Origin of the sequence: Thioalkalivibrio sp. ALJ2 (assembly GCF_000378325.1) — a bacterium.
Lineage (GTDB): Bacteria > Pseudomonadota > Gammaproteobacteria > Ectothiorhodospirales > Ectothiorhodospiraceae > Thioalkalivibrio.
Genome location: NZ_KB899554.1, coordinates 590,604 through 601,465 on the forward strand (window position 1 = coordinate 590,604; position 10,862 = coordinate 601,465).

At 67.2% G+C, this 10,862-nt stretch carries 13 protein-coding genes; 2 read left to right on the top strand and 11 right to left on the bottom strand.

Annotated features, from left to right (window positions below; all coding sequences use genetic code 11):
- Window position 1: 1 nt before the first annotated feature.
- Window positions 2–427 (top strand): PTS sugar transporter subunit IIA, encoded by a 426-nt coding sequence (locus F468_RS0102760; RefSeq protein ID WP_018137777.1) that lies wholly within the window; start codon window positions 2–4, stop codon window positions 425–427.
- Entirely contained in the window at window positions 399–668 is a 270-nt protein-coding gene (locus tag F468_RS0102765; RefSeq protein ID WP_012981789.1) for an HPr family phosphocarrier protein, read from the top strand. The genes F468_RS0102760 and F468_RS0102765 overlap by 29 nt, the downstream gene beginning before the upstream one ends.
- Window positions 669–1,429: 761 nt before the next feature.
- Here the strand turns inward: F468_RS0102765 and hisC are convergent.
- The 11 genes from hisC to F468_RS0102820 form a co-directional block, all read right to left on the bottom strand.
- The gene (gene hisC / locus F468_RS0102770; RefSeq protein WP_018994589.1) at window positions 1,430–2,527 is read right to left on the bottom strand and encodes a histidinol-phosphate transaminase; all 1,098 of its coding nucleotides are present in this window, start codon (window positions 2,525–2,527) and stop codon (window positions 1,430–1,432) included.
- Window positions 2,524–3,828 carry a histidinol dehydrogenase gene (gene hisD / locus F468_RS0102775; RefSeq protein WP_018137779.1) on the bottom strand — a complete coding sequence of 435 codons (1,305 nt, stop codon included), beginning with the start codon at window positions 3,826–3,828 and terminating at the stop codon, window positions 2,524–2,526. The genes hisC and hisD overlap by 4 nt, the downstream gene beginning before the upstream one ends.
- A gap of 25 nt (window positions 3,829–3,853) precedes the next feature.
- Window positions 3,854–4,921, bottom strand: coding sequence for a 3-deoxy-7-phosphoheptulonate synthase (locus tag F468_RS0102780; protein WP_018994590.1), 1,068 nt, complete (start codon window positions 4,919–4,921; stop codon window positions 3,854–3,856).
- Window positions 4,922–4,931: 10 nt separating this feature from the next.
- On the bottom strand, window positions 4,932–5,582 hold the full coding sequence (hisG, locus tag F468_RS0102785; RefSeq protein WP_018994591.1) for an ATP phosphoribosyltransferase: 651 nt from the start codon (window positions 5,580–5,582) through the stop codon (window positions 4,932–4,934).
- Between the two features lie 27 nt (window positions 5,583–5,609).
- Window positions 5,610–6,869, bottom strand: coding sequence for a UDP-N-acetylglucosamine 1-carboxyvinyltransferase (gene murA / locus F468_RS0102790; protein ID WP_018137781.1), 1,260 nt, complete (start codon window positions 6,867–6,869; stop codon window positions 5,610–5,612).
- A gap of 102 nt (window positions 6,870–6,971) precedes the next feature.
- Window positions 6,972–7,298 carry a lipid asymmetry maintenance protein MlaB gene (locus F468_RS0102795; protein WP_018137782.1) on the bottom strand — a complete coding sequence of 109 codons (327 nt, stop codon included), beginning with the start codon at window positions 7,296–7,298 and terminating at the stop codon, window positions 6,972–6,974.
- Complete coding sequence (locus tag F468_RS0102800; RefSeq protein WP_018137783.1) at window positions 7,291–7,959, bottom strand: phospholipid-binding protein MlaC; 669 nt, start codon at window positions 7,957–7,959, stop codon at window positions 7,291–7,293. Before F468_RS0102800 ends, F468_RS0102795 begins: the two co-directional genes overlap by 8 nt.
- Before the next feature lie 21 nt (window positions 7,960–7,980).
- Window positions 7,981–8,439, bottom strand: a complete 459-nt coding sequence (gene mlaD / locus F468_RS0102805; protein WP_018137784.1) for an outer membrane lipid asymmetry maintenance protein MlaD — start codon at window positions 8,437–8,439, stop codon at window positions 7,981–7,983.
- A 32-nt stretch (window positions 8,440–8,471) separates the two neighbouring features.
- Complete coding sequence (mlaE, locus tag F468_RS0102810) at window positions 8,472–9,254, bottom strand: lipid asymmetry maintenance ABC transporter permease subunit MlaE (RefSeq protein ID WP_018137785.1); 783 nt, start codon at window positions 9,252–9,254, stop codon at window positions 8,472–8,474.
- The gene (locus tag F468_RS0102815; RefSeq protein ID WP_018137786.1) at window positions 9,247–10,080 is read right to left on the bottom strand and encodes an ABC transporter ATP-binding protein; all 834 of its coding nucleotides are present in this window, start codon (window positions 10,078–10,080) and stop codon (window positions 9,247–9,249) included. The genes mlaE and F468_RS0102815 overlap by 8 nt, the downstream gene beginning before the upstream one ends.
- An 81-nt stretch (window positions 10,081–10,161) precedes the next feature.
- Window positions 10,162–10,803: a hypothetical protein gene (locus F468_RS0102820; protein WP_018994592.1), complete on the bottom strand. Its 642-nt coding sequence runs from the start codon at window positions 10,801–10,803 to the stop codon at window positions 10,162–10,164.
- Window positions 10,804–10,862: the final 59 nt, after the last annotated feature.

Genomic DNA, 10,862 nt, shown 5'->3' on the forward strand with positions numbered 1-10,862 from the left:
CATGGGCGTTGGTCTGATCCTGATCACGCATCAAAACCTCGGCGACACCCTGCTGCAGACGGCCCAGAGCATGCTGGGCGACCTGCCCGAGGATTGCGAGTCCATGGCGATGTCGCAGAATGACGACCCCGACGAGGTGCTGGCGCGCGCGAGGGCGCGCCTGGGCGAGCTGGATTCCGGCTCCGGCGTGCTGATCCTGACCGACATGTTTGGCTCCACCCCATCCAATGTGGCCAGCCGCGTGGCCCGGGGCGCGAACGCTCGCGTCATTGCCGGGATCAACCTGCCGATGCTGATCCGTGTGCTGAACTACCGCCATCTGCCGCTGACGGAGCTGGTCAACAAGGCCCTGTCTGGCGGGCACGATGGCATCCTTCTTTGTGACCAGGAGTGTTCGGATGCCGCAGCGCGAAGTCCCCATCGTTAATCGTCTGGGGATGCATGCGCGTGCGGCGGCCAAGTTCGTGAGCCTGGCCAGCCAGTACGCGTCCGATGTGACCGTCTCCCGGAACGCCCAGGAGGTCAACGGCAAGAGCATCATGGGGGTGATGATGCTGGCAGCGGCGCAGGGCTCCGAGGTTACCATCACCACCGACGGCGAGGACGCCGAAGAGGCCCTCGACGCCCTCACCGAACTCGTCGCCAACCGCTTCGGCGAGGACGCCTAGCCCCTCTCCTGCCGCCATGCCTTTACGAGGCTGTGTCTAGTTCGATCTCGGGTGTTTACGGTGGCTTCGGTCCGCCGCCTGCCTGCGCTGTCTCGCCAGCGCCCCCGTTTTTATTTTGAATCGTCCGTCCCGAGAACCCTTCCGTAAGGGGCTTCATACGGGGGGATGAAGGTCAAAACACAAGCTGTCCCTACGCCTGCAGCCAACTCCAACGCCGTAGGGTGCGGTTGAGCGCAGCGAAACGCACCGTTCCGACGGTCGGGGCAACCCTGATGCGATTCGCTGCGCTCATCACATCCTACGATGGGGTCTGGCGCCCGCTGGCGGGCGCGGCACGCCAAGGCCGAAGGCCGAGCGTGCCGAAGATGTCGGCAGACCCAGCCTCCATCCATGTGCTACGTCGCTGGGGCAGCCGTTGTTTGGACCTTCACCCCCGTTGTCGTCGCGCCGAGTGGAGAGGGTTTTCGCGGGACGATTCAAAATAGAAACGGGGGCGCTGACTGTCTGAGCGAAGCCGAAGGCGCAGCGAGTTTCAGCGCCGCCCGCGAAAAGCCTCGGAGCGAGGGAAAGCCCGGCCCGCACAGCGGGCCGGGGTCGCGGCAGTCGGGCGTGTTTCTTGGGTACTTCTTTGCACGAGCAAAGAAGCCAGTTGTTGATCTAAAACGGGCGCGGCGCGCTGGCGAGACAGCGCTTGGCAGGCGGCCGGACCAAGCCACCGTAAACACCGAGGGTGAACTAGGCCCAGCCTCGGAAATCAGGGTTCAGCCGGCGAGGGCGTTGCGCAGGGCCGCGAGAAATGCGTCGTTCTCGTCGGAGCGGCCGACGGTGACGCGCAGGCAGTCCGCCAGTAGCGGATGCGCGCGGCCAACATCTTTGATCAGGATGCCGGCGTCGCGCAGGGCCGCGAAGCTCGCGTGCCCCTGCCCCTCGCGCACTCGAAAGAGGATGAAGTTCGCCTGACTCGGGAACACGTGTTCGACGCCGTCGATCGCCGCGAGTGCATCGGACAGCCGGCCGCGTTCCTCGATGATGCCGCGTGCCTGGTCATCCAGCGCCTCGCGGTGATCCAGGGCGAAGGCGACCGAGCGCTGGGTCAGGGTGTTGATGTTGTACGGCAGGCGCAGCCGGTCCAGCGCATCGATCCAGCCCGCGGAGGCGGCCAGATAGCCCAGCCGCGCGCCGGCCAGCCCCAGCTTCGAGACCGTGCGCATCACCATCAGCCCGTCGTGCTGGCCGACCTCCGGCAGGAAGCTGTGGGCGGCGAACGGGGCATAGGCCTCGTCGACCACCGTGACGCCGGGGTTGGCCTCGATGATCGCCTGCACGGCGGCCGGGTCGTCCAGGGTCCCGGTCGGGTTGTTCGGGTAGGCCAGGAACACGACCGCCGGGTCGTGTTCGGCCAGGGCGGCGTGCATCGCGGCGAGGTCCAGGGTGAAATCGCGGTTCAGCGGGACGCCGACGAACGGTACGCCCATTGCGAGGGCCAGCACGCCGTACATCACGAAGGTCGGCTCCGGCGCCAGGATCGGGCGGCCGGAGGCGGCGACCGCCATGATCAGGATCTGGATCAGTTCGTCGGACCCGTTGCCGAACAGCAGCCCGGCCGCCTTGGGCACGGCGTGGGCGGCGCGCACCTTTTTCTCCAGCTCGCGCGCCCCGGCGTCCGGATAACGGTTTAGCTGCGGGTCGCGCAGGGCCTCCAGCCAGGCGTCTTCCAGCCCGCCGGGCCAGGGATGCGGGTTTTCCATCGCGTCCAGCTTGATCAGGCCGGTCGCGTCGGCCACCTGATAGGCCGACTGCGCCAGAACCTCCGGACGCATCAGGGCATCCGGGCTGCGGCTTTCGTGCGGCAGGCTCATTGCCCGCCGCGCAGTTCGGCGGAGCGGGCGTGGGCGGTGAGTCCCTCGCCGTGCGCGAGGGCGGCGGCGGTCTTGCCGAGCTTCGCCGCGCCCTCGGCCGAGCAGTGGATGATGCTCGAGCGCTTCTGGAAGTCGTACACCCCCAGCGGCGAGGAGAAGCGCGCGGTGCGCGAGGTCGGCAGCACGTGGTTGGGCCCGGCGCAGTAGTCGCCCAGGGCCTCGGAGGTGTAGCGGCCCATGAAGATCGCGCCGGCGTGGCGCAGGCCGGCGTCCAGCATCGCCTGCGGGTCGGCCACCGACAGCTCCAGGTGTTCCGGCGCGATGCGGTTGGCGACGGCAACGGCCTCGGCGGAGTCGCGCACCTTCACCAGCGCACCGCGCTTTTCGAGGCTGGTGCGGATGATCTCGGCACGCGGCATCTCCGCCAGCAGGCGATCCATGGCCTTGGCCACGCGATCGAGGAAGGCATCGTCCCAGGACAGCAGGATGGACTGGGCCTGCTCGTCATGCTCGGCCTGCGAGAACAGGTCGGCCGCGATCCAGTCCGGGTCCGTCTCTCCGTCGCAGACCACCAGGATCTCCGAGGGGCCGGCGATCATGTCGATGCCGACCGTCCCGAACACCTCGCGCTTGGCCGCAGCGACAAAGATGTTGCCGGGGCCGACGATCTTGTCTACCGCCGGGATGGTATCGGTGCCATAGGCCAGGGCCGCCACGGCCTGGGCGCCGCCCACGGTGAACACGCGGTCCACCCCGGCCACGGCGGCCGCGGCCAGCACCAGATCGTTCAGTTCGCCGCCCGGGGCGGGCACGACCATTACCAGCAGTTCCACGCCCGCGACCTTGGCCGGCACGGCGTTCATCAGTACGGAGGACGGGTAGGCGGCCTTGCCGCCGGGGACGTACAGGCCGACCGAGTCGAGCGCGGTCACGCGCTGGCCGAGCACCGTGCCGTCGGCATCGGTGAAGTCCCAGTCCTGCATCTTCTGGTGTTCGGCGTACTGGCGGATACGCGCGGTGGCGGTCTCCAGCGCCTGGCGCTGCTCCGCCGGGATCGATTCCAGCGCGGCCTGCAGGCGCTCCCGTGGGATCTCCAGGTCGGCGACCGCGCTGCGATCGAGGCGATCGAACTTGGCGGTGTAGCGCAGCACGGCCGCGTCGCCCTCGGTGCGTACCGCGGCGAGGATCTCGTCCACCGCATCGCGTACGCCGGTGTCGGCGACGGACTCCCAGGACAGCAGGTGCTCCAGGGCCTGATCGAAGTCGGGCTGCTGGGTATCGAGTCGGGCAATGGAGGGCATGGTCGGGATCCTCTGGACGTTTTCCCTAGGCCGGTACGGCGGTCTTGCGGCGCGCGCGCACGGCGTCCGCCAGCAGTTTCAGACTGGTCTCGGTCTCGTCCCAGCCCATGCAGGCATCGGTGATGCTCTGGCCGTAGGTCAGCGACTTGCCGGGCAGGATGTCCTGGCGGCCACCGACCAGATGGCTCTCCAGCATCGCGCCCATGATGCGGCGATCCCCGCCAGCGATCTGTTCGGCCAGCGAGCGGGCCACGTCCACCTGACGCTTCGGGTCCTTGCGGCTGTTGGCATGGCTGCAGTCGACCATTACCAGCTCAGGCAGTTCGGCCATGCGCAGCTCCTTGCAGGCCTGTTCGATGCTCTCGGCATCGTAGTTCGGTTGCTTGCCGCCGCGCAGGATGATGTGGCAGTCGTCGTTGCCGGTGGTGGAGAAGATCGCCGAGCGCCCGGCCTTGGTCACCGACAGGAAGTGGTGCGGTCGCGAGGCGGAGCGGATCGCGTCGATCGCGACCCGCAGGCTGCCATCGGTGGAGTTCTTGAAGCCCACCGGGCAGGACAGGCCGGAGGCCAGCTCGCGGTGCACCTGGCTCTCGGTGGTGCGCGCGCCGATGGCCCCCCAGGCGACCAGGTCCGCGATGTACTGCGGGCTGATCAGGTCGAGGTATTCGGTGGCGGCCGGCATGCCTTTGATCGCCAGATCACGCAGCAGCCCGCGCGCGACGCGCAGACCCTTGTTGATGTGGAAGCTGCCGTCCAGGTCCGGGTCGTTGATCAGGCCCTTCCAGCCGACCGTGGTGCGCGGCTTCTCGAAGTACACCCGCATCACGATGTGCAGGGCATCGGACAGGTCCTCGCGCAGGCCCTTCAGGCGGTCGGCGTACTCCAGCGCGGCGTCCACGTCGTGAATCGAGCAGGGCCCGACGATCACCTGCATGCGGTCGTCCTCGCCGTGCAGGATGCGGTGGCAGGCCTGGCGTGCCGCGAACACGGTCTCGGAGGCCGCGTCAGTGATGGGCAGTTCGTCGCGCAGGGTGTCCGGGGCGGACACCTCCTGGATATCGCGGATTCTCAGGTCGTCGGTATCGGCGGTCATGATGCTCTCGTTACGTCGTCGCGGGCGTGACGGCGTCGCGCAGGCCCTCGATCAGATTTTGAATGGTTCTATGTCTCATCTTCATGGCTGCCTGGTTCACGATCAACCGGGAACTGATGGGGGTAATCAGTTCCAGCGGCTCCAGGCCGTTGGCCTTGAGCGTGTTGCCGGTGTCGACCAGGTCCACGATGTAGTCGGCCAGATCGACCAGCGGCGCCAGTTCCATCGAGCCGTAGAGCTTGATGATCTCGACCTGGCGGCCCTGCTGGGCGAAGTAGTTCTGCGTGATGTTCACGAACTTGGTGGCGATGCGCAGGCGCTGCTGCGGGTCCGGCTGCTGGCCCGGGCGTCCGGCCAGCATCAGCCGGCATGCGGCGATGCGCAGATCCAGCGGTTCATAGAGTCCAGCCGCGCCGTGCTCCATCAGTACGTCCTTGCCGGCCACACCGATTGCTGCCGCGCCATGCTGCACATAGGTGGGGACGTCGGTTGCCCGCACCACCACGATCTTCACGTCCTCGCGGTTGGTGTCGAGGATCAGCTTGCGCGTCTTGTCCGGGTCCTCCAGGAGTTCGATCCCGGCGCTGGCCAGCAGCGGCAGGGTGTCCTTGAGGATGCGTCCCTTGGACAGGGCGATGGTCAGGGCGTTGGGATCCATCATGTCGAATGTCAGTCCGTCTGTTTCGAGTCAGGCCGGCTCGCGGCGGATGCCCGCGCCGATCTGGCTCAGTTTTTCCTCAATGCATTCGTAGCCGCGGTCGATGTGGTAGATGCGATCGACCGCGGTTTCGCCCTCGGCCACCAGGCCGGCGATGATCAGGCTGGCCGAGGCGCGCAGGTCGGTCGCCATCACCGGCGCGCCCACCAGTCGCTCGACGCCCTTGACGATCGCCGTATTGCCCTCGATGGTGATGTCCGCGCCCATGCGCTGCAGTTCCAGCGCATGCATGAAGCGGTTCTCGAAGACCGTCTCCACGACCGACCCGGTGCCCTCGGCGACGGTGTTCAGCACCATCATTTGGGCCTGCATGTCGGTTGGAAAGGCCGGGAAGGGCGCGGTCCGCAGATTGACCGCCTTCGGGCGACGTCCTTCCATGTCCAGTTCGATCCAGTCCGGGCCGGTCTCGATGCGCGCCCCGGCCTCGACCAGCTTGGCCAGCACCGCATCCAGTAGCTCCGGGCGGGTATTGCGGCAGCGTACGCGCCCGCGGGTCACCGCCGCCGCGACCAGGAAGGTGCCGGTCTCGATGCGGTCCGGCATTACGTCGTATTCGCAGGCCTGCAGGTTTTCGACACCCTGCACGCGGATGGTGTCGGTCCCGGCGCCCTGGATCTTCGCACCCATCGCCGTCAGGCAGTCCGCCAGGTCGACCACTTCCGGCTCGCGCGCGGCGTTCTCGATCAGCGTCTCGCCCTCGGCCAGGGTGGCGGCCATCAGCAGGTTCTCGGTGCCGGTGACCGTGACCTGATCGAACACGACGCGAGCACCCTTCAGGCGCTTGGCGCGGGCGTGGATGTAGCCCCCCTCGACGTCGATCTCCGCACCCAGCGCCTCCAGCCCCCGCAGGTGCAGGTTGACCGGGCGCGAACCGATCGCGCAGCCACCCGGCAGCGAGACCTCGGCCTCGCCGAAGCGGGCGAGGAGGGGCCCCAGCACCAGGATGGAGGCGCGCATGGTCTTGACCAGGTCATACGGGGCCACGCACTGGGTCAGGGTGGTCGGATCGACCTCGATGCGCATGCGCTCGTTGACCGTCAGGCTTACGCCCATGCGGCCGAGCAGTTCCATGGTGGTCGTTACGTCCTGCAGGTGCGGGACGTTGCCAATGGTCATCGGCCCGTCCGCCAGCAAGGTGGCGGACAGGATCGGGAGCACCGCGTTCTTGGCCCCGGAGATCCAGACCTGCCCCTCCAGGCGGCGGCCTCCGGTGATGATCAGCTTGTCCATGGAAAGCCCGGGTCGGTCGCAGGGTCCAGCATGGCCCGTGCGAAACACGCCATGATAACGAATCTGCCCGCTGCGCGCGCGTTTCCGGTCGCGGGGCGGGCGTCAGGCCGCGTTGGTCTGCGCCGCGGGAACCGAGTCGGCGATCACCGATTGCAGATCGTAGAGTTCAACGAGGGGTGCCAGGCCCTGCGGGATGGAGTGGAAACCCAGTTCGCCACCCTGTTCGTGCACACGGCGCCAGAGGGTGACCAGCAGCGCCACGCCCGCCGAGTCGATGCGGGTAACCTCGCCGAGATCCACCCGCGCGCGAGCGGGCAGCCCGGGGAGCAGGGCGCGAATGCGGGACTCGAGGCCCGGAACCGTGGCCAGCGTCAGCGTGCCGGAGAGGGCGAGCCCCTCCGGTGTTGCGTGCAGGCGGGCGTCAGCCATCGCCGTTGTCGACCTCGTCGGCGATGCCTTCCATCGCGTCATCGACGAGCTCGCGGTCGCCGTCCTCGAGGCGTTCGATCAGCGCGTCGAGGCCATTGCGGTTGATTTCCTCGTTGAAGCGGTTGCGGAAGTTGCCGACAAAGCTGAGGCCTTCGGCCTCGACGTCGAACACTTTCCACTCCCCGTTTACCGGCCGCAGGCGGTAGTTGACCTGCAAGTTCGATTGCCCCGAGCCCATGACGATCTCGGTTGCAACGACGGCCATGCGGTCATCCTGGCGCGAGCGGCGCTCGATTACGCGGATATCCTTGTCCAGGTGGTCCGCCAGCTGCACGCCGTAGGCTTGCAGCAGGGTGTTCTTGAAGGCCTTGGTAAAGCGTTCGCGCTGTTCGCTGGAGGCGTCGCGCCAGTGTCGCGCCAGCACCAGCCGGGACATGCCTTCGACATCCACGCCGGGCAGGATCTTGTCTTCGATCACGCCGATCACGAAATCCGGATCTTCCTGGGCACGGTCCTCGTTCGACCGAAGTTTCTCGTAGACCTCTTCGATGGACTGTTTGATGATCTCGGTGGGGTTCTCCGCCTGCGCGGCACCCGGGAGGGCCAGCAGCAGGAGCAGCCAGAGCGGCGCCGGCAGCGCCAGAAATCGCAATGTCTTCATCGTGTCGTCCCCGGTTCGGGTTTAGTCGCTACCCATATTGGTCATGAAACGGCCAATCAGGTTCTCCAGGACCAGTGCGGATTGGGTGAACATCACCTCATCACCGTCCTGCAAGGTGTCGTAGTCGCCGCCAGGCTCCAGGGCGATGTACTGCTCGCCCAGGAGTCCCGCGGTATGGATCGCGGCCTGCGTGTCCATGGGCAGGTAGTCATGCTCGGCGCGGATCGCCAGCGTGACCTCGGCGCGGAACTGCTCCGGATCATAGCGAATATCCGCGACGCGCCCGATGCGCACGCCCGAGACCGTGACCGGCGCGCGCGTCTTGAGCCCGCCGATGTTGTCGAAGTAGGCCGTCACCGTGTAGGTGTCCCGGTCGTGGTAGTCGGTCACGTTGCTCACCTGAATCGCCAGGTAGAACAGTGCCGCCACACCCAGCAGCACAAACACGCCGACCGCCAGTTCGAAGAAACGTACCTTCATTGTTGCCACCTGCCTAGGAAAACACTGGTTGGTCAGCCCGTGCCGAACATCAGCCCGGTCAGGATGAAATCGAGGCCCAGCACCGCCAGCGAGGAGACCACCACCGTCTGGGTCGTCGCGCGCGAGATGCCCTCGGAGGTCGGCATCGCGTTGAAGCCCTGGAATACCGCGATCCAGGTCACCACGAAGCCGAACACAATGCTCTTGATCACGCCGGAGAGCACATCCTCGTTCCAGTCGGTCACCGACTGCATCTGCGAGAAGTACGCGCCGCTGTCCACGCCCAGCATGCCCACGCCGACGATGTAACCGCCCATCACGCCCACTGCGCTGAAGATCGCGGCCAGCAGCGGCATGGAGAGGAATCCGGCCACGAAGCGCGGGGCGAAGATGCGGCGATAGGGGTTCACCGCCATCATCTCCATCGCCGAGAGCTGCTCGGTGGTCTTCATCAGGCCCAGCTCGGCCGTCAGTGCCGAGCCCGCGCGACCGGCGAATAGCAGTGCGGTCACCACCGGGCCCAGTTCGCGCACCAGCGACAGGGCGACCACGCCGCCCAGGGCCTCTGCGGCACCGAAGTTCACCAGGGTGATGTATCCCTGGTAGCCCAGCACCATGCCGACGAACAGTCCGGAGACGATGATGATCAGCAGCGAGCGCACGCCCACCGAATAGATCTGCACCACTGTCAGCCCGAACCGCCGGATCACGATATCGAGGCTGGCGAGCACCTGGAGCAGAAAGAGGAACGCGCGGCCGAAGACCACCAGGGCATTCAGCGAGCTGCGACCCAGCGAGGCAATTCCGTCAATCATCGCGCCGCTCCCGTACCCCGAGCAGATCCTCGCGGTAGCTGTCGCCGGGATAATGAAACGGAACCGGGCCATCGGGGCGGCCCTCGAGGAACTGTGCGCTCCAGTCGGAGGCGCGGGCACGCAGGTCGTCGGGTGCCCCGGCATCCACTGCCCGGCCATCGGCAATCAGCACCACGTGATCGGAGATGGTCATGGCCTCGGTAACGTCGTGCGAGACCAGTACGCTGGTCAGCCCCAGGCTCTGGTTGGTGCGCCTGATCAGGGTCACGATCTGGCCCATGGTGATCGGGTCCAGGCCGGTAAAGGGTTCGTCGTACATGATCAGGTCCGGGTCCAGCGCGATCGCGCGCGCCAGCGCCACGCGCCGCGCCATGCCGCCGGACAGCGAGGCAGGGTCCAGGTCGCGCGCGGAACGCAGACCCACCGCCTCGAGCTTGAGCAGCACCAGGGTGCGCAGCACGTCCTCGGGGAGGTCGGTGTGCTCGCGCAGCGGGAAGGCGACATTCTCGAACACCGAGAGATCGGTCAACAGGGCCCCGCTCTGGAACAGCATGCCCATGCGTTTGCGCAGGGCGTACAGGCGTCGGGTCGAGAGTCGTGCGACCTCCTGGCCGTCGACCCAGATGCGGCCTTCGTCCGGGCGCAGCTGGCCGCCGATCAGGCGCAGCAGGGTCGTCTTGCCGCTGCCACTCGGGCCCATGACCGTGGTCACCTGCCCGCGCGGGATGCGCATGGACAGGTCCTCGAAGATCACCTTGCGCCCGCGCCGGAAGCGCAGGTTCTCGATGACGATATGCGGACTGTCTTCGGCGACCGGCTCAGCCACGGGCACCTCTTGCCGTACGGCCTATGGGACTCGGGAGTCTGGCGCGGGACCGATGCCCGGTCAAACCGGTTTGGGGGTAGTTCATCCCACCCCCAGCAACTGGGCGATGGTGCGAAACTCGGAAAGTCGATCCGGTCTCGCTCTCAGGAACACGGGTGTTGGAGCCTGGCCGCCGGCCGCGGTCAGGGCCTCCACCAGGGCGCGCCACCCCATCGGGTCCAGGTCCGCCTCCGGTTCGATCTGCCACAGGCCAGCGCCGTCTCGGCCCGGATACCACAGGGCCTCGCGGGTGCCCGGCAGTGTGTGTGCCTCGGCAGGTCCGGTCAGCACGGCGGTTTTCACGTGGCCGGCCTCGAGTGCCGCCTCCACGGCGGCGGCATCCTCGGCACCCATGACACCGAGGGCCACACCCTGCAGCGTCTCACCCAGGTCGTTCTCGATTCGGGCCAGGGCGGCCGCACCCGCCTCCGGCGGAAGACCCCCGGGCCACTCCAGTGTCAGCTGCAGCTTGGCGGGGACCGCCTCGGCCCAGGGCCCGAACGGGCCTTCATCCGGTGCCGCCCAGGCAGTGGCGGGCAGCAACAGACGGCTGTGATAGTGGGTGTAGTACTCCAGCTGCCAGTCGGTCGGGAGGTCGTCCGGGAAAAAGGTCTCCCACCAGGGCTCACCGGGGCCCGCGACCCCGGCAGCCTGCAGCTCCAGCGCTTGTTGATCCTTCGACATCCGCGTGTCCTTCGTTCAACCGTAGTCTGACGGGCTTGCTTGTATCCCCAACGCGCGCG

Coding starts and splice junctions, on each gene's coding strand:
- F468_RS0102760 (WP_018137777.1), top strand. CDS start 2: ATGGGCGTTGGTCTGATCCTGATCACGCATCAAAACCTCGGCGACACC.
- F468_RS0102765 (WP_012981789.1), top strand. CDS start 399: ATGCCGCAGCGCGAAGTCCCCATCGTTAATCGTCTGGGGATGCATGCG.
- hisC (WP_018994589.1), bottom strand. CDS start 2,527: ATGAGCCTGCCGCACGAAAGCCGCAGCCCGGATGCCCTGATGCGTCCG.
- hisD (WP_018137779.1), bottom strand. CDS start 3,828: ATGCCCTCCATTGCCCGACTCGATACCCAGCAGCCCGACTTCGATCAG.
- F468_RS0102780 (WP_018994590.1), bottom strand. CDS start 4,921: ATGACCGCCGATACCGACGACCTGAGAATCCGCGATATCCAGGAGGTG.
- hisG (WP_018994591.1), bottom strand. CDS start 5,582: ATGATGGATCCCAACGCCCTGACCATCGCCCTGTCCAAGGGACGCATC.
- murA (WP_018137781.1), bottom strand. CDS start 6,869: ATGGACAAGCTGATCATCACCGGAGGCCGCCGCCTGGAGGGGCAGGTC.
- F468_RS0102795 (WP_018137782.1), bottom strand. CDS start 7,298: ATGGCTGACGCCCGCCTGCACGCAACACCGGAGGGGCTCGCCCTCTCC.
- F468_RS0102800 (WP_018137783.1), bottom strand. CDS start 7,959: ATGAAGACATTGCGATTTCTGGCGCTGCCGGCGCCGCTCTGGCTGCTC.
- mlaD (WP_018137784.1), bottom strand. CDS start 8,439: ATGAAGGTACGTTTCTTCGAACTGGCGGTCGGCGTGTTTGTGCTGCTG.
- mlaE (WP_018137785.1), bottom strand. CDS start 9,254: ATGATTGACGGAATTGCCTCGCTGGGTCGCAGCTCGCTGAATGCCCTG.
- F468_RS0102820 (WP_018994592.1), bottom strand. CDS start 10,803: ATGTCGAAGGATCAACAAGCGCTGGAGCTGCAGGCTGCCGGGGTCGCG.